At 69.7% G+C, this 16451-nt stretch carries 15 protein-coding genes; 5 read left to right on the top strand and 10 right to left on the bottom strand.

The window, feature by feature from the left end; genetic code table 11:
* Nucleotides 1–79 precede the first annotated feature (79 nt).
* Genes J2744_RS00970 through J2744_RS00955 form a run of 4 tightly spaced genes read left to right on the top strand, consistent with a single transcriptional unit; the run spans nucleotide 80 to nucleotide 3032 of the window.
* Nucleotides 80–1468, top strand: a complete 1389-nt coding sequence (locus J2744_RS00970; RefSeq protein ID WP_209543988.1) for a hypothetical protein — start codon at nucleotides 80–82, stop codon at nucleotides 1466–1468.
* 49 nt (nucleotides 1469–1517) lie between these two features.
* On the top strand, nucleotides 1518–1952 hold the full coding sequence (locus tag J2744_RS00965) for an SRPBCC family protein (protein WP_209543255.1): 435 nt from the start codon (nucleotides 1518–1520) through the stop codon (nucleotides 1950–1952).
* Between the two features lie 58 nt (nucleotides 1953–2010).
* Entirely contained in the window at nucleotides 2011–2391 is a 381-nt protein-coding gene (locus J2744_RS00960) for a methylglyoxal synthase (protein ID WP_209543252.1), read from the top strand.
* 47 nt (nucleotides 2392–2438) lie between these two features.
* Entirely contained in the window at nucleotides 2439–3032 is a 594-nt protein-coding gene (locus tag J2744_RS00955; RefSeq protein WP_209543250.1) for a DUF7332 family protein, read from the top strand.
* Nucleotides 3033–3036: 4 nt separating this feature from the next.
* Here the strand turns inward: J2744_RS00955 and J2744_RS00950 are convergent, their stop codons facing one another.
* The 3 genes from J2744_RS00950 to J2744_RS00940 all read right to left on the bottom strand — a co-directional run bounded on the left by J2744_RS00950 (nucleotide 3037) and on the right by J2744_RS00940 (nucleotide 4898).
* Complete coding sequence (locus J2744_RS00950; RefSeq protein ID WP_209543248.1) at nucleotides 3037–3585, bottom strand: DUF6517 family protein; 549 nt, start codon at nucleotides 3583–3585, stop codon at nucleotides 3037–3039.
* A 76-nt stretch (nucleotides 3586–3661) separates the two neighbouring features.
* Nucleotides 3662–3982 (bottom strand): transcription factor S, encoded by a 321-nt coding sequence (locus tag J2744_RS00945; RefSeq protein WP_209543246.1) that lies wholly within the window; start codon nucleotides 3980–3982, stop codon nucleotides 3662–3664.
* A gap of 82 nt (nucleotides 3983–4064) precedes the next feature.
* Entirely contained in the window at nucleotides 4065–4898 is an 834-nt protein-coding gene (locus J2744_RS00940) for an alanyl-tRNA editing protein (protein ID WP_209543244.1), read from the bottom strand.
* 152 nt (nucleotides 4899–5050) lie between these two features.
* Here J2744_RS00940 and J2744_RS00935 point away from each other — a divergent pair, with 152 nt between their 5' ends.
* Nucleotides 5051–6946, top strand: a complete 1896-nt coding sequence (locus tag J2744_RS00935; RefSeq protein WP_209543242.1) for a DUF7289 family protein — start codon at nucleotides 5051–5053, stop codon at nucleotides 6944–6946.
* Nucleotides 6947–6984: 38 nt separating this feature from the next.
* On the opposite strand, the gene J2744_RS00930 is transcribed toward J2744_RS00935, so the two are convergent.
* Genes J2744_RS00930 through J2744_RS00900 form a run of 7 tightly spaced genes read right to left on the bottom strand, consistent with a single transcriptional unit; the run spans nucleotide 6985 to nucleotide 16426 of the window.
* A complete protein-coding gene (locus J2744_RS00930) occupies nucleotides 6985–7764 on the bottom strand; it encodes a DUF7289 family protein (RefSeq protein ID WP_209543239.1) in 780 nt (259 codons plus the stop codon).
* Nucleotides 7761–8255 (bottom strand): DUF7266 family protein, encoded by a 495-nt coding sequence (locus tag J2744_RS00925; RefSeq protein WP_209543237.1) that lies wholly within the window; start codon nucleotides 8253–8255, stop codon nucleotides 7761–7763. Before J2744_RS00925 ends, J2744_RS00930 begins: the two co-directional genes overlap by 4 nt.
* Complete coding sequence (locus J2744_RS00920) at nucleotides 8248–9309, bottom strand: DUF7261 family protein (protein WP_245203112.1); 1062 nt, start codon at nucleotides 9307–9309, stop codon at nucleotides 8248–8250. The genes J2744_RS00925 and J2744_RS00920 overlap by 8 nt, the downstream gene beginning before the upstream one ends.
* On the bottom strand, nucleotides 9297–9911 hold the full coding sequence (locus J2744_RS00915; protein WP_209543235.1) for a DUF7288 family protein: 615 nt from the start codon (nucleotides 9909–9911) through the stop codon (nucleotides 9297–9299). The genes J2744_RS00920 and J2744_RS00915 overlap by 13 nt, the downstream gene beginning before the upstream one ends.
* Nucleotide 9912: 1 nt before the next feature.
* Nucleotides 9913–10434: a DUF7287 family protein gene (locus tag J2744_RS00910; protein ID WP_209543234.1), complete on the bottom strand. Its 522-nt coding sequence runs from the start codon at nucleotides 10432–10434 to the stop codon at nucleotides 9913–9915.
* Nucleotides 10424–12460, bottom strand: coding sequence for a type II secretion system F family protein (locus tag J2744_RS00905; protein ID WP_209543232.1), 2037 nt, complete (start codon nucleotides 12458–12460; stop codon nucleotides 10424–10426). The genes J2744_RS00910 and J2744_RS00905 overlap by 11 nt, the downstream gene beginning before the upstream one ends.
* A gap of 27 nt (nucleotides 12461–12487) precedes the next feature.
* A complete protein-coding gene (locus J2744_RS00900; RefSeq protein ID WP_209543230.1) occupies nucleotides 12488–16426 on the bottom strand; it encodes a type II/IV secretion system ATPase subunit in 3939 nt (1312 codons plus the stop codon).
* Between the last annotated feature and the right edge of the window lie 25 nt (nucleotides 16427–16451).

Below are 16451 nucleotides of genomic sequence, written 5' to 3'. Positions count from 1 at the left end.
CAGGCGGAGGGCGGACGCGTTCCGTGTTCCGGACATGGGAGCAGTTCCGGGCGGTATCGACGCGTCGCGGGGACCGGCGATGACGGTCCCGCTTCGGCATTTCCTCGTCGGACTGACCCTCCTCGGCGCCGCCTTACTCGTCGGGATCGGACTGGTCGTCGATGGGGTGCCGGGACTCGGCGGTCTCGTCCACGTCCACCTGTTCCTGGTCGGGTGGGTGTGCGTGACGATCATGGGCGCGATGACGCAGTTCGTCCCGGTGTGGTCGGGGACGACGCTTCACTCGCGGCGGCTCGCGAGCGTCCAGCTCGCGCTGGTCGGCGGCGGGCTGGTCGGGTTCGCGGCCGCGCTCGCGCTGGGCCGGCTCTCGTGGCTGGCGGGGTTCGGCGCCCTGATGCTCGCCGGCTTCTGGACGTTTGTCTACAACGTCGGGCGAACGCTCGCGACGGTCGAGGAGTTCGACGTGACCGAGCGACACTTCGCCGTCGCGCTCGCCTTCTTCGTCGTCTTGACCGGACTCGGCGTCCTGCTCGCCGCGGACCTCGGCTCCGGGTTCCTCGCGGGTCTCGGCGTCTCGCACACGGGCGTTCGCGGCGCCCACGTCACCCTCGCCGTCTTCGGCGCGGTGCTGACCACCGTCTACGGCGCGCTGTACCAGCTCGGAACGATGTTCACGCAGACGGAGCTTCGCGGGGTCGACCACCGGCTCCGCGCGGTCGAGGAGGTCGGCCACCCCGTCGGCGCCGTCGCGCTCGCGGCCGGGAGACTGGTCGAGTCCGCGGCGCTCGCGCGCGGCGGTGCGGTCCTGATCCTGCTCGCCGCGCTGGCGTTCGCGGTGGTTCTCGCCCGCCGGCTCTCCGAGATGCGCGTCGAGCGCACGCCGATGCACACGCGGTACGCGGTCGTCGCGCTCGCGCTCCCGGCGTGGGTCGCGACCGCCGCGCCCGCGTGGCTCCGGTCGCCGACCGCCCCCGACCACGTCCTCGGCGGTCCCGGCAGCGCACCGCTGCTGCTCCTCGGCGTGATCGGGTTCGTCATCCTCGGGACGCTGTACCACATCGTTCCCTTCATCGTCTGGGTCCACCGGTACAGCGACCGGGTCGGCTTCGAGGCGGTCCCGATGGTCGACGACCTCTACGACGACCGGCTCGCGGCCGCCGACGGGGCGCTTCTGTTCCTCGGAACGGCGCTGCTCGTCGGCGCCGACCTCGCCGCCGGCGCGTCGGGCGCGACGCTCGCGGGCGGATCGCCCGAGATTGCGCTCGCCGGGACCTCGCTGGTGACGCTCGGCGTCGCCGTCTTCGCGGCGAACGCGCTCCTGGTAATCCGTCGGCACGGTCCCGGCACGCTGGCGCGCGTCGCCCTCGGCCGGTTCGCCCCGCGCCGAGCGGTCGGCGGCGACAACGCGGGCGACACGGGCGACGCGAGCAGCGACGGCACCCGCGACGAGACCGCACCGGCCGAGTGAGCGACGGAACGACTTCAAACCGGAAACCGAGACGGTCCGACACGCACCCATGAACTCTGTCACCCTCTCGCGAACGATCGACGCACCGCCGGAGACCGTCCGCGACGCGATGGACGACCTCGGACCGTTCGTTCGGTCCTCGGGGTTCGACGACGTCTCGGTCGACGGCGAGACGGTGCGCGTGGCGAACGACGTCGGTCTCGCCGCCATCGAGCTGACGCTGGAGGTCGTCGACGACCCCGACGCCGACCTCGCCTACGAGCAGCGCGAGGGGATCTTCGAGGCGATGCGGACGGCGTACGTCGTGACGCCGACCGGGGCGGGGAGCGAGGTGACCGCGACGACGGAGTTCGCGCTCGACGTGGCGCTCGTCGGCGACCTCCTCGACGCCACCGTCATCGAGCGACAGCGCCGGACGGAGCTGTCCGCGCAGTTCGACTGGCTCGAAGACCGGTGTGCGGGACCGTCGACCGACGACGGGTGATCGGGGCGAGGACCGCGGCGAGGGCAGTACTTAAGCGACGCCGCGGCGACCGCCACGTATGCGCATCGCGCTCATCGCACACGACGAGCTGAAAGACGAGATGGTCGCGTTCGTCGAGACGCACGCAGCCGTCCTCGACGACTGCGAACTGGTGACGACCGGAACGACGGGCAAACGCATCGCGGAGGAGACGGGGCTGGCGGTGGACCGACAGTCGTCCGGGCCGCTCGGCGGCGACCTCCAGATCGGCGCGATGATCGCGAGCGACCGGATCGACGGCGTCGTCTTCCTCCGGGACCCGCTGACGGCGCAGGCGCACGAGCCGGACATCTCGGCGCTGTTGCGCGTCTGCGACGTGAAGGACGTGCCGCTGGCGACGAACGTCGCGTCCGCGGAGCTGCTCGTCGAGGGGCTCCTCGGCGGCGATTCTCTCGACTGATACCGTCGACCGCGGTGATTTAAGCGAGCCGCTCGAAGGGACGGCCGATGACCCGTCCGCAACGGACCCGCGTCGGCGCCCTCGCGCTCGCGCTGTTGCTCGTCGCCGCGAGCGTCGGCGCCGGAGCGGTCGCGGGACAGGCCGCGGCGTCGGGACCGCCTTCCCACGCGTCGGCCGTCGATCCCGGAGACGGTCCCGCGGCCGTCGATCTCCCAGCCGCCGGTCCCGCGGACGGTCCCGCGACGACCGGACCGGGCGTCGGGGCGAACGGGAGCCGAGTCGCCCCCATCACGAAGTGTTTCACCGGCGAGGGGTACCCGATCTCGATCGGCGACGGCGGAAGCGGCGCGGCGATGGAGACGGTGATCCACCTCTCCGTGTTGACCGACCCCGGCGCGGGCAACGAGTTCGGTCTCGAAACCGCCGGGCGGCTCGACGGCGAACCGATCGTCACGCTCGCGGCGGGCGTCAGGCTGACCGCCCGGGAGGCGCTCGCGGACGGCGTCGACCCGTTCGCGGCCTTCGACGTGTTGTACACCTACGAGCTACGGCTCCCGATGTTCGACGGCGCGGTCGGGGACGCCGACTACGAGGACGACGGGTCGCCGATCGACTCGACCGCCGGCGCGGTCGCCTGCTGACCGGTCATTCCGGACGCCCGGAGCCGACGGCGTCGGCGGCCGCGTCGGGCGGACGGACCCCGCGGACCAGCGCCAACACCCCTCGTCTGGTCGCCTCGAACCCCTCCGCGGTCGGGTAGGCGCCGCCCGCGATCAGATACTCGCCGGACTCCCACACCGCGAGCAACGCCTCCACCGGGACGCGCTCGCCCTCGACGGTACAGCGCCCGTGAAACACCGACAGCGTCGCGGGCGACGCGCCGGGGTCGTCGACGTCGAGGGACCGGTCGTCGCGGCGTTCGAGACCAGCGATGTCCCGGTCGGCGAGCCGGTCGCGGAACCCCTCTCGGGCCCGCGACTCGACGAGTCGGGTCAGGGCGGGGTTCGGTCCGGCCTCCGGCGAGATGCGGAGCCGGCTCGCGAAGAAGAACGGCCGCGGCGGCGGGGTCTCTCGCTCGTAGCGCGTCGTTCCCGCCGTGACCGAGACCGGTCCCGCGGCGAAGGGTCGCTCCGTCGTCTCCGCGACGAGCGTCCAGCCGTCGAGGCGGTCGCGGGGGACGACAGGCGGCTCCATGGACCCGCGTCTCTCCGAACGGAAATAAAACGGGCGGGGCGCCGGGAGAATCGTGTGCGGACGGGAGACGAACCGGTCAGTGGTCGTCTTCGCGCCACTTGTGTTCGCACTCGGTACAGACGAAGAATCGGGTCTCGGACTCGTCGGCCGCGCGGATCTGTTGCATGTACCAGTACGCCTTGTCGTTGTCGCACTCGGGACACTGCGCGGTCGTCGTCGGCAGTCCCTTGTCCTCGGCGTCGCTCACGTCGACGATCTCGGACTCGACCTGTGACTGGGTCGTCCACTCGTCGTCGCCGTCGTCGCGCCCGATCTCGTAGCCGCAGGAGTCGCACACCCAGTGGTCTTCCCCCTCGCCGGATTTCATCATGGATCCGCACTCGTCGCAGAACTTCATGCCCGAACCTACCGCGGATCGTATATAAGCGGCGGGATCGCGGGCGAGGGCCGGGCGCGCTCTCGGGGCGTTGACGCCCCTATCAGTCCGCGTCGACGTGCTCGGCGAGCGCGAACCGGACGCGCTCCTCCTCGGGACCTTTCGTCTCTCGACCCGTGACGACGACCTCGCCGATGTCCGCGGTGTTCGCGACGTGGGTCCCGGCGCAGGCGGTGCGGTCGTACGGCTCGTCGCCCTCGTTCGCGCCCGCGATCTCGACGATCCGGAGCTCCTCGATCGAGTCGGGGAGGAGGTCGATCCGCGTCCGGTCGGTGTCGAGCGTCGCCTCCGCGGTCTCGCGGTCCATCGTGTAGCTCGACACCGGTCGCGCGTCGGCGACCAGCTCGTTGAGCCGCGCCTCGATCCGGTCGAGGTCGTCGTCCGTGAACCGGTCGTAGGCGGCGTCGAGGCGCGCGCGGTCGCGGTACAGCTGGTTCCCGGTCGTCTGCGCGCCGTACTCCGCGAGCAGCAGCGCCGACAGCAGGTGCTGTGCGGTGTGGTACCGCGAGTGCGCCGCGCGCCGGTCGGCGTCGACCTCGCAGACCACGTCGGTTCCCGGCTCCGGGAGCGCAGGCGCGTCGTCGGAACCGCCGGTCGAGTCGGCCGTCCCGTCGCTCGGCTCGATCTCGTGGTGAACCGTGTCCGCCATCTCGACGTCGACGACGCGCCACTGCGCGCCGCCGTCCCCGGCGGTCCCGTCTCCCGCGTCGTCGCCGTCGGCCGCGCGGATCGTCCCGGTGTCGTGCGGCTGGCCGCCCCCGGTCGGGTAGAAGTGGGTCCGGTCGAGGACGAGTCGGTCCGGGGCAGAGAGGACGCGCTCGACGGTCGCCTCGAACGTCGTCACCGCGTCGTCCGCGAGGTAGAGTCGCTCGGTCACGGGTGCCGGAAGGGGCGCCGACGAGATATATCCCCTGTTCTCTGGCGCCTCGTCGAACCGAGCCGTCGGCGGGAGTTCGTCCCCGCTCCACGGCTATCGCGACTGATAGGCGGGTGTCCACGTTTATCAGCGGCCGGAGCGTTCGACAGGACATGAGCGGGAGAGACCGCGGAGCCGCGGCCGAGCGCGCGCAGAGCGAGGTGCTCGGCACCGTGCTGCTGTTGGGGCTGACGGTCGCGGTCGTCGGCACCACGGTTGCGCTCGGCGGCGCCGCGCTCGACGACTCCCAGCGGACCGCGGACCTCCAGCGCGCCGAGGGGGCGATGACGCAGATGGACTCCAAGGCGAGCCTCGTCGCGCACGGCGGGTCGCCGTCGCAGCGCGTCTCGTTCGGCAGCGGCGGCGGCGACCTCTCCGTCGATCACGACGCGGGACGGATGGTGATCGCCGAGAACGAGACGGGCGACGAGATCGTCAACGCGAGCCTCGGCGCGCTGGTGTACGAGCGAGACGGAACGCGGATCGCATATCAGGGCGGGGGGGTGTGGCGAAGCGACGGGAACAGGAGCCGAATGGTCTCCGCGCCGGAGTTCCACTACCGCGGCGAGACGCTCACCGTACCGCTGGTGACGATCGCCGAGAACGCGACGGCCGACGGCGGTGACGTGACTCTCACGAGCGAGGGGTCACCGGTGGGACACGTCGCCGAGAACCCGGTCGTCGACGACATCCGGGTGACGGTGACCGGCGACTACCACGAGGGGTGGGCGTCGTTCTTCGAGACTCGGACTGACACCCAGATCGTCGACCGTAACAACGGCTCGGTGACCGTCCTGTTGCGGAGCGACCTCGTGGGAACCGGGGTCTCGTACTCGATGGGAACGCTCGGCAGTAGCACGTTCGACCTGCGGTCGATCGGGTCGCTGACGGCCGACAGCTACGACTCAGCCAACGAGACGGATCCGTTCAAGAGCCGCGACAACGCGGTGATCGCAGCGGGCGGCGAGATCGACTCCCCGCGAGGGGGAAAATCCGAGTACGTGACGATCCGGGGCGACCTCCTGGCGCGATACGACATCCATCCGAACCCCAACGGGATCCAGAACGGGGACCACCCGATCAACGTCACGGGTAACGTGACACAGCGGGCGACGATCGACGATCCGGAGCCGGTCGACGGATACCTCGTGAGCGCGTTCGACAAGTACGACGCCCGCTACGGCAACGCCACGGCGACGACCTACGAATCTTGGAGTGAACTCGGTGACGACGCGCCGATCACGGATCGCTCGGCCGTGGAAGACGGACTTGACGTCTCCGGCGGCAGCGAGACGTACCGCGTCGAAGACGCCGAGGTCACCACCTCGGGCGACGGCGGACTCTCCGTCGACGGCGGGACCGTCACCCTCGAGGCGGGCGGCGACCACGCCGGGTTCCGGTTCGACGACCTCGACCTGTCCGGCGGCGAACTTGTGCTCGATGTCACGGAGGGAGACCTGGACCTCCGCGTCGACGACGACTTCGCGATGAGCGGGAGCGGCTCCAACCCCGCAAAGCTCACCGTCGTCGGCGACGGAAACGTCCGGATCTACGCGAGCGACGACCTCTCGATCGAAGACCACTCGGAGGTGAGCGTCTCAGAGGGCGCGGAGCTTCGACTGTTCCACGACGACCCGGACGGAGACATCCAGATCGGCGGTGAAGACGGCGGCGAGGGCGTGACCGTCTCCACCGGTCCGAACGAGCCCGCAAGCTCGTTCTGGCTGTTCTCGAACGCTGACGACTTGGAGTTTGACGGCGAGGACGCGCCGGTCGACATCACCGGCGTGGTGTACGCCCCGAACGCGAACGTAGACGACGCCGAGGGCGATATCACGATCCGCGGGGCGCTCACCGTCGACGGGTTCGACGACATCGACGACGCTCGGTTCACGATGCGGTACGACGAGGCGCTCGAAACCGCCGAGGTGTTCGACGAGGTCGAGGACGTTCCGACGATCAACTACCTCCACGTCTCCACCCAGGAGATCCGAATCGAAGACGACTGACCCGGTTCCCTCCGCTCTCCGGCACGGAGGCGGCCCGCTCAGTCGGTGAATCGGACGTCGACCAGCGTCCGGTGGACCACGAGCCGGTCGTCACCGCCGACGCTCAGGTTCACCCTCGTCTCGTCGTCGGCCGGGGTGTGGGTGACGTCGGTGATCGTCCCGTCGCCGGCGCCGTCTCTCTCGTCGTCGAAGTACCGGTACCAAGCGTCGGCGGTCGGGCCTCGGATCCGGATCGTGACGTTTTCGCTCACCGCCGTCACGGTGCCGTCGTCGGGGTGGGCGCCCCGAACGAGCACCGTCCGGTCGCCGCCGACGCTCTCGGTCCCCCTCGGACCGAGGGCGACGAGTCCGATCAGCGTCGTCTCGCCGAACAGGACGTCCGGCTCCTGAAGCATGACGCTGCCCCCTCCGTCGCTCCGGATCACCGCACCGTGTTCGTAGCGGATCTCCGTCTCGCCCGCGCCGCGGTACACGATCGCCGTCGTCGAGCCTTCGACCGAATCGTTGGACTCGTTGTATATCCTGTAGGTCGAGTCGTCCGCGAACGCCAGCTCGCCCCCGCCGAGCCGGAGCTCGGTGGCCCGGCTCGGCGCGCCGTCCCGGCTGAGGTCGTTGAAGTTGTCGTGGAGGACGTCGAACGCGCGCTCGACGTTGTTGTCGCGCTCCGCGAGCTGGGCGTCCTCCAACCCGCCGAGTCCGACGGTGAACGTGACCGCGATCGTCGTCGCGATCAGCGCGAACACCAGCACGAACCCGACGGTCTCGCTGACGCCGCGGTCGGCGCTCCGGAAGCCGGCGCCGCGGTCGGCACCCCTCATCGCTCGCTCACCACCACGGCGCCGTTCGTCCCGGCGCCTTCGTCAGGGGGGTCCCACCGGATCCGAAGGTCGCCGCCGTCGACGGTCGTGTTCTCGACCGCGACGCTCTCGCTCGTGCGGAACGGTACCTCGACGGTCGCGTCGGTCCGATCGCTTTCGAGCGCGATCGTCCCCCGAGTGTCGTCGGCGGTCACGCGTACCCGATACCCGGTTCCGGACACCCTTTCGGGGAGGGTCACCGGTCGGTCGACCGTGAGATCCTCCCGCGACGCCGCGTTCGCCGCGAGCCGGTCGACGGTGCCGATGTCCGCCGCGATCCGCTCGCCGACGACGGTGAGTTCCCCCTGCGCCGCTCGCTCGCGCTGCGTCTCGACGAACGAGCCGCCGGCGACGAACAGCCCCGAGAGCAGAAGCGTCGAGATTGCGAGCGTCATGACGTAGCCGACGGTGACCGACACGGCGCGGTCCGTCCCCCCGGGCGTCTCACGCATCGCGCTCACCCGGTGCGATCCGAACCACGTCGCCGTAGGTCAGCTCCGGCGTCCGGTGGCTGAGCTCGACGTCGACGCTGTAGATCCCCTCGACGACGGATAGCCCCGAGAACCGAGCCGGAGGCGGGTCGGCGCCGCAGCCGTCGCAGTCGTCGACGACGAGGTGGTAGGTCCCCCGAGCCTCGTCGCCGTTCTCGTAGGTGATGTCATACGACTCGTTCGGGTCGGTTCCGTTCTGGACGCCCCCGGCCCAGACGAGCTTGGGGAACCGCTGGCCGCCGACCGTACCGGCGGTCAGGTCGATAGTGACGTTCCCGTCTGGCCCGTGGGTGAAGGTCCTCGAATCGTCGATCGTCGCGTTTCTCACCCGCACGGTGATCGCGTCAGTCGAGTTGTTCGACAGCGTCACCGACCAGTCCTCGTCCGCGCCGTCGGCCACGACCGCGAACGCTCCGCCCTCGTCGTTCGAGAGGGACGTCGAGTTCACGGTCAGCCGGTAGTTCCGGGCGCGTGAGACGTCGTTCACCAGGGTCCAGTTCGCGGTCGAGTCGTCGGGGGCCGTCATGTTCCGGACCCCGCCGTCGGTCTCGTTCTGCGCGATGAAGTAGCCCCTCTCGGCGGTGGAGAGGTTCACGCGCACGTCGGCTATCGTCTTGTCCCGCGTCCGGAAGTCCGCGATCGTCCGGCCGTAGGTCTCCGCGCTCACCGCGAACGTCCGGGTCACGTTCTCGGAGCCGTTCCGGTGTTCGCGGTACAGGATTCCGCCGAGGTCCTCGACGGCGCTATCGCGGAACTCGATCGCCTCCGCCCCGCCCGCATCGGTGCCGCGGGTCGCGAGGTTCTCGGTGTAGATGACGGTGTTCAACAGGAGGACGACCGCGACGAAGAGGACCGCGAGCGTCAGTCCGGTTATGAGGATGATCTGCGCGCGGTCCTCGTCGCCGTCGGTTCCGTCGCGGTCCGCACCGTGGCGGCCCGGGCGACCGCGTTCGCGGTCGGCATCGGCGTCGTCGCGTCCGCGGCCACGGATACGGGGGAGTGTCACATCTGCCATGCGGTGATTCGCACCTCCACGACCGTGTACAGGACCGCCGGCCGGTCTCCGTCGACCGGGGGCGCGAAGTACGACTCCGTACCGTTCTCCGCGAGGGCGTCCCTGTCGCCGTCATCGCCGAACCGGTCGTCGCCGTACAGCGTCACGCGCGTGCTCGCGGTCGCCGCGTTGTCGCTCGGCTCCCCCATGTTGACCATCGTGACGCTTTCCAGCCCGTCGCTACCGTTCTCGGGATAATACACCTCGATGTCGAACGCGATCTGGCGGTCGCCGAACGCCTCCGCAAGCGGGTCGTGAAGCGGGTGCTGCCCCGGGGGAACGCCGACGTAAGCGCCGTCTTCGCTCGCGTTGACGAACCCCTCTCCGTCGTAGTACAGCAGCGCTGCGGTCAGGTTTCCGCTTTCGCCCGCCGTCGTCAACACGTCCTGTGCGGCGATCGCCGCCTGGTTCTCGACGTGTTGGTTCGACGTGCTGGCGGAAAGCGGCGTCACGGCGGTCGCCTGCGTCGCGAAGATGAGACCGGCGACCAGAAGCAGCGCTGCCGTGAACGCCTCCAACGTGTGCGCCTGCCCCCGGTCGTCGGGGAGGTGTTCGACGAACATCTCACCACACCCGCAGCGTGAGCCGGTAGGTCTCGGGACCCCGCGGGTCCTCGGGGTCGACGATCGTGACGAGACGGCTCGCGGCCGAGACGCTCTCCGTCCGCGGCGGCGCGGGACCGGCGCGCATCTCGACGGCCGCGCCGTCCGGGTCGAGCTTGCCGACGGTCCCGCGCTGGGTAACGGTCAGATTGAGTCCGCGGAAGTCGTCGACACCGAGCTCGTCGTGGAGGTCGCTGGCGTTCGCCGTCCACGCACAGTCCGACTCGACGGCCGCCGCGTCCGTCCCGTCGAAGAAGGCGAGCGTACAGGCGTGCGAGAGCGTCGCGGTCGACCCGGTGGCGGCGAGCGACGACTCGGCGAGCCGCGCGGCGCCGCGCTCCGCGACGATGACGGTCGCGCCCTCGCCCACGGCGTACGGCTCCAGCAGCGACGGGACGAACGCGAACGTGAACCCGACCGCGACGAGGAACACCGACATCCCGACGACGAAGTCGAGGACGGTCTGCGCGCGGTCACCCGACATAGATCCACACCCCCAGCGCCAGGGTCATCAGGATCACGGCGAACTTGACGCCCGAGGTGAGCTCCGCGTCGCGGATGTAGCCGCTGATGAACCCCGAGAGGATCGCCTGGATCGTCACCGCGTGGAAGAACAGCATCGAGAGCACGTCGGGGTCGATGCTGCCGCCGCCGCCGAACCCCGCCCCGCCGGTGCTGGCGCCGCCGTCGCTCTGGGAGACCAGGTCGCCCATCACGGCGATGAACTGCGTCTGGAGGATGGCCATCACGCCGAGCAGCGTGATGTACGTCATCACGATGATCGCCACCTGCATCCGGGTCCGGGACTTGCGCTCGCGCTCGATGTCGTCCTGGTTCTCCGAGGCCTGCGCGGCCGTCGTCAACACGTCCGTGATCTGCGAGGAGGCCTCCTGCGCCTCCGTAATGAGCTTCACCGTCCGCGCGAGCCGGGGCACCGCGTAGGCGTTGTTGAACTCCACGAGGGCGTCGCGCAGGCTCATCCCGTAGTTCACCTTCGCGTGAACCACCTCGAACTCCTCCGCGAGCTTCCCGGTCGACGTCTCCGAGACCGTGCGCACGGACTCGAGCAGCGTCTGCCCGGTGTCGTTCGCGGAGGAGAGCTTCCGGAGCGTCTCGGAGAGCTTCCCCGTCACCGCCCGCCGCGAGCGCTGGTGCCACTCGTAGAAGACCCCGAGCGGGAGCAACACGACGTAGAGGGGGACGTACACCCACACGAACGCCGACCAGACCGGGCGGGCGATCCAGCCGTCGAGCGTCGTCGGCGCCGAGCCGGCCGCGGCCGCGACGCCGACCAAGGCGAGCGCCGCGGGAACGGTCAGCGCGAGCGTGTATAGGGGGTTCTCGCGCAAGAAGAGGTGCGGCGCGGAGAGGATCTCCATCGTCTTGTGAGTCCCCTCGCGGTCGCGGATGCGGTCGAAGACGCGGAAGTTGCCGACGAACGCCTCCACCAGCCCGAAGTGGAACAGGCCCTCCCGGCTGGTCTGTCGGAGCCGTTCGCTGCCGCCGTCGGGCTGGAGGAAGCCGTCGCCCGGGTCGTCCTGTTTCACCGTCGAGACGAGCACGAGGAAGCCGACGCCGACCAGCGGAATGAGCAGGTACACCGTGACGTACAGCAGGCGGTCGTCGGCCTCGCCCATCATCCCCATGATGACGAGGATGATGATGAGTAGGAGGGGGAACAGCGAGAGCGTCATGTACATCTCGCCGAACAGCTCCAGCGTCTCCAGCGTCATCTCGCGCTCCTGTTTCGACGTGCGGAGGTGTTTCTCCTTTTTGTCCTTCAGGAAGCCCTCCATGTCGCCGCCGGAGTTGACGATAGAGAGCATGTCGGCGAGGAACTGCGAGAGCTCGTCGGAGGGCGTCTCCATCGACTGCTGGCGGATCGCGTTGCGGTAGTCGGTGCCGAAGTACTCCGTCTCGTTGACGATGCTCTGGAACTCGCGGGACACCTCGCCGTAGGTGTCCTCGGCGGTCGCCATCGCGCGGAGGATCTCCAGTTGGTTGAGTCCGCCGACCGACAGCGCGTACATGAACGAGACGGAGTCCGCGAGCAGGAGGTTGATCTCGCGCTTCCGCGAGGAGGCCCGCGAGTACGGGACCGCGATGAGACCGCCGAACCCGATCGCGAACCCGATCGAGCCGAAGACGAGACCGCTGACGAGCACCGCGGTCGGGACGACGAGCGACCGAAGCACCGCCTGAACGCCGGGCGTCGGCGCGGGGATCCCGAGCGAGAGCGCCTCGGGGTCGATCAGTCCGAGCGAGAACACGCCGTAGCCGACGAGCGTCCCGAGCGCCCAGAGCGCCCCGCCGACCAGCAGCCCGACGGCGAGCGCCAGCGAGATGTACATCTCGACCTGGTCCGGCATCCGCGCCTCGACGAGCTTGCGCTCGACGTCGTCCACGAAGTCGCCATCCGAGTCGAACAGCAGCTCGAACACCGGATAGCACAGCTCCGCGAGGACGTTCGCGTCGAGACCCCCGTCGCCCGCGTCCACGTCGATGCTCACTGCTCGGCCCTCACGACGGACATCGTGTCACCCCTCCTCCGCGGACTCGACGGCGTCGAACCCCCAGTCGTCGATGTCGTCGTCGGGGTCGATGTCGTCGGATTCAGCGGCGTCGTCGGCGTCGGCGTCGGCGCTCTCGGCCGTTTCAACGCCGTCGGTCGCCGCGTCGCCGCCGGCCGCCGTCCCCTCCTCGTCGGTCTCGCCTGGCTCCCCGTCAACGGTTCCGTCGGGACCGTCGCCCGCGACGGGGTCGGCGGCGCTGAACCCCTCGCTCACGTCCGGTGCGGCGTCCGTCTCGGGTACCGCGCCCCGCTCGGACGGCTCCGCGGACGACGAGAGTACGTCGACTCCCTCGTCGAACGGCTCTTCGAAGTCTATCTCTCCGGAATCGCCGGAGCCGTCGCCGGCCGCGGTCGCGTCCCCCTCAGAAACCCCCTCGAAGTCGCCGTGAGCGGGGCCGGGAGACGGGGCGGCAGAGGGGTCGGCGTCGATCGGATCCGTAGTCGTCGCGTCCTTGGTCGTCGCGTCCGCATCGATCAGGCCCGCGTCGGTCGCGTTCGCCGCCGTATCCGGATCCGTCGCGGTCGCGTCCGCCTCCCGAGCCGTCTCGGCGAGGGCCTCGCGCTCGGCTGTCGGGCGGGCTTCGACGTCGCGGGCGCTGTCCATCTCCAGGAGGGCGTCCGCGACCGAGTCGGGAACCTCGCCGCGGTACGTCTCGAACAGGTCCTCGGCCGAGTCGAGAATCTCGGCGACCGCCGCCTCGGCCTCGGCGTCCGGGTCGGGCCGCGGGACCAGCTCCTCCTTGTCGCGGTCGACGTTGATCAGCACCGACTCCATCTCGCGGAGGTCCTCCAGCGAGCGCTCCAGCTCGTCGTTCGCCATCAGCGCCAGCACCGTCTCCGGGTCGTTGATGAACGCCTGGAACGTCGCCGCCACCTGCGCGTAGCTGTTGAGTCCGCGGTCGATGAGGTACGCCAACACGACCCGACGCTTGCGGAGCTCCTCGTCGAGGGTCGCCCGGCTCCAGCCGCGGTCGAACATGATGTCTTCGAGGGTGTTCGAGTCGCCCATCTGGAGGAACTCGTCCGTCTCCGCCTGCCACTGGAACACGTCCTGAACGTTGATCTCGTCGTTCTCGGCGTCGTAGTGGTTGATCTCGGTGATCGACTTGTTCCGGCGCACCTTCTTCCCCTGAACGCGGGTCGACGTCTGGATGGAGACCAGATCGAGGGCCGTGAACATCGTCTTCGAGACGTTGATCGGGTCGGTGGTGAACCGCTTGAGCACCTCGCCGACGGAGTCGGCGTGGAACGTGGTGTAGGTGGTGTGGCCCGTGGACATCACTTGGAAGGCCGTGCGGCCCTCCTCGCCGCGGATCTCGCCCATCACGATGTAGTCGGGGCGCTGGCGGAGCGCGGCCTCCAGCAGGTCGAACTCGTCGATGTCCCCCTTGTCGTCGTCGGAGAAGGAGGGGCGCGTGACCGAGGCGATCCAGTTGCGCTGAGGAAGCTCCACCTCGCGGGTGTCCTCGATGGAGACGATCTTCGCGTTCGAGGGGATGAAAAGCGAGACCGCGTTCAGGCTCGTCGTCTTCCCGGAGGCGGTGCCGCCCGCGAAGATCAGGCTCTTGTGGTTCTCGATCGAGAGCCAGAGGAACGCCATCTCGTCGAGCGAGAACGTCTTCCAGTTGATCAGGTCGATCGGCGTGAACGGGACGTCGTTGAACTGCCGGATGGTGTAGTTGGTCCCGTGGTCGGAGACCTCGCGGCCGAGCGTGAGCTGGGCGCGCGAGCCGTCCGGGAGGGTGGCGTCCACCTGCGGCCGGCGCTTCGAGATCCCCTTCCCGGAGCGCTGGGCGAGCTTCACGACGAAGTCGTCCAGCTCGTCGGTGCCGTGGTGGATGTTCGTGATGATCTGCTCGTACTCCGAGTGGTAGACGAAGACGGGCGAGTTGTACCCGTCACAGGAGATGTCCTCGACGTTGATGTCGTACTTGATCGGATCGATCCGCTCGTAGCCGATGAAGTCCCGTTTGAGGTAGTACAGCAGCTTCTCGACCTGATGTTCGGAGAGCGTCTCGGCGTCCTCCGCGAGGACGGCCGGCTCCGGGCGGGCGCTAATCGACGGCGGGTCCGACGGCGACTCTACGGGCGGCTCGTACCCCAGCGACTCCGCGATCCGCCCGGCGATCCCGTCCGTCGGGTCGACGCCGAACCGGTCGACCAGCGTGTCCGCGATCCCGCGCTCGTCACCGCCGTCCTCGTAGAGGTCGAACCGGTCGAGCAGCGAGCGCGTCTCCTCGACGATCACCTCCTCGCGGAACGCCTCGTCGCCGCCCGCGATCGACTCGTCGGCGTACTTGATCGACGTCCGGAGCTTCCCGGTGAGGAACTCGGTGAGGTCCGCCTCGATCTCCGTCCGGTACGGCTGGACCGCGTAGTACTTCACCTCGTTCTCCTTCGTCGACCGGAAGACGATGACGAACGCGTACGGCTTGTTCACCCAGTAGCGCTCCTCCTCGCGGAAGTGCGTCTTCTTCGGCATCGGCACCGCCTTCTCCAAGTCGTACCGGTTCGTCAGGGTGGTGTGGCCCGACGCGGTCGAGAAGAACGCGTCCTCGTCGATCTCCGGGTTGACGTCGACGGTCCGCTCGTCGACGAGGTCCGCGAGTTCGGCGGCGGCGCTTTCGCCCGCGCCGAGCAGCTCCTCGGTGCGGTCCGGGTCGAAACCGAGCGCCTCCGTCTTGTCCTCGTGGGTGAACGAGAGCGGCACCTCCGCTCCCGCCTCGTTCTCCTCGGTCGGCGGGTTCCCCTCCTCGTCGAGGAAGAACTCCTCGCGGTAGTCGTCCCACGTGTAGTACCCCTTCAACACCGGGACCGAGTAGGGGTCGTACCGGGCCGCACACATGTCCCAGAGGACGTCGCCGACCGCGGCGGCCGCGCGGAACCGGTACTCCGACTCGCTCGGATCGAACCCGAGGAGGTCCGCCGGATCGAACTCGACGCGGTCCCACTCCTCCGGGGTCGGCGCGCGCGCCGGGACCGACTCGACGCCGTCTCCGGGCGCGACGACGATTCCGGGGACGCCGCCCCGACCGACCGGACCGGCGAAGACAGAGTCCGAGCCGGCGTCGGGGTCCGGGTCGGCGTCGGGGTCGACGTCCGCCGCGTCGGCGGTCTCCGCCGGATCCGGCTCCGCCACCTCGTCTGAGTCCGTCTCGGGATCGGCGTCCGCGCTCCCCTCGGCGTCGTCTGCGGTTTCGCCCCCGTTCTCGTCGGTCTCAGCGGTCAGGGAGGTCGGGGGCGTCGCGCGTCGCTCGCCCGTCGGTACGACCGCCGAACCGCTGAGGAGGACGGCGTCCGGACCGATCACGAGCGTGCCTCGCTCGAGGGTGCCGTGGCCGGGAACGGCGGTCTCACCGTCGGTCTCGAAGGGTTCGTCGACGCCGGCGGCCCGGATCACCTCGTCGACGCCGTCTGGGAGGTGGAGCGCGACCGCGTCGCCCGGGACCGCCGGCGCGTCCGGCACGTCGCCGTACACGCGCTTCGCGGCGCCCTCGTGTCCGCGCTCCGCGAGCAGCGACCGCCAGGAGTACCGGCCGGTGACGACCGGAGACCCGTCGTTCGATCCCGTCCCCTCGTCGAATTCGGGTGGTTCGGACGCTCCGTCGTCCGGGTTGTCGTCGTTCGGGCTGTCGTCGTCTGAGCTGTCGTCGCTCGGGCTGTCGTCGCCCGAGCTGTCGTCACCCGTCTGATCCGGCGATTTCGGGGGCGAATCCGTCGCGCTCGGCGTGTCTTCGTCCGGCCCATCTGCCCCTGTCGCGTCCGCCTCTGCCGCGCCCGCTTCCGGTGCGTCCGCCTCGGTTGCGTCCGCCGCCTCCCCGCCGGATTCGGACGCGTCGGACGCCGAGCGATCGCCCTTCGGATCGGACCGCGGGGCGGAGCGCTCGGCGTCCTCGTTGCTCATGGTTCCGGGAATGCCTCGTCCGTTG

This window comes from Halorubrum trapanicum (assembly GCF_017873555.1).
Lineage (GTDB): Archaea > Halobacteriota > Halobacteria > Halobacteriales > Haloferacaceae > Halorubrum > Halorubrum trapanicum.
This window is presented reverse-complemented; position numbering and strand designations above follow the sequence as displayed.

Coding starts and splice junctions, on each gene's coding strand:
- J2744_RS00900 (WP_209543230.1), bottom strand. CDS start 16,426: ATGAGCAACGAGGACGCCGAGCGCTCCGCCCCGCGGTCCGATCCGAAG.
- J2744_RS00915 (WP_209543235.1), bottom strand. CDS start 9,911: ATGTTCGTCGAACACCTCCCCGACGACCGGGGGCAGGCGCACACGTTG.
- J2744_RS00935 (WP_209543242.1), top strand. CDS start 5,051: ATGAGCGGGAGAGACCGCGGAGCCGCGGCCGAGCGCGCGCAGAGCGAG.
- J2744_RS00965 (WP_209543255.1), top strand. CDS start 1,518: ATGAACTCTGTCACCCTCTCGCGAACGATCGACGCACCGCCGGAGACC.
- J2744_RS00920 (WP_245203112.1), bottom strand. CDS start 9,309: ATGGCAGATGTGACACTCCCCCGTATCCGTGGCCGCGGACGCGACGAC.
- J2744_RS00925 (WP_209543237.1), bottom strand. CDS start 8,255: ATGCGTGAGACGCCCGGGGGGACGGACCGCGCCGTGTCGGTCACCGTC.
- J2744_RS00910 (WP_209543234.1), bottom strand. CDS start 10,434: ATGTCGGGTGACCGCGCGCAGACCGTCCTCGACTTCGTCGTCGGGATG.
- J2744_RS00970 (WP_209543988.1), top strand. CDS start 80: ATGACGGTCCCGCTTCGGCATTTCCTCGTCGGACTGACCCTCCTCGGC.
- J2744_RS00960 (WP_209543252.1), top strand. CDS start 2,011: ATGCGCATCGCGCTCATCGCACACGACGAGCTGAAAGACGAGATGGTC.
- J2744_RS00955 (WP_209543250.1), top strand. CDS start 2,439: ATGACCCGTCCGCAACGGACCCGCGTCGGCGCCCTCGCGCTCGCGCTG.
- J2744_RS00945 (WP_209543246.1), bottom strand. CDS start 3,982: ATGAAGTTCTGCGACGAGTGCGGATCCATGATGAAATCCGGCGAGGGG.
- J2744_RS00930 (WP_209543239.1), bottom strand. CDS start 7,764: ATGAGGGGTGCCGACCGCGGCGCCGGCTTCCGGAGCGCCGACCGCGGC.
- J2744_RS00950 (WP_209543248.1), bottom strand. CDS start 3,585: ATGGAGCCGCCTGTCGTCCCCCGCGACCGCCTCGACGGCTGGACGCTC.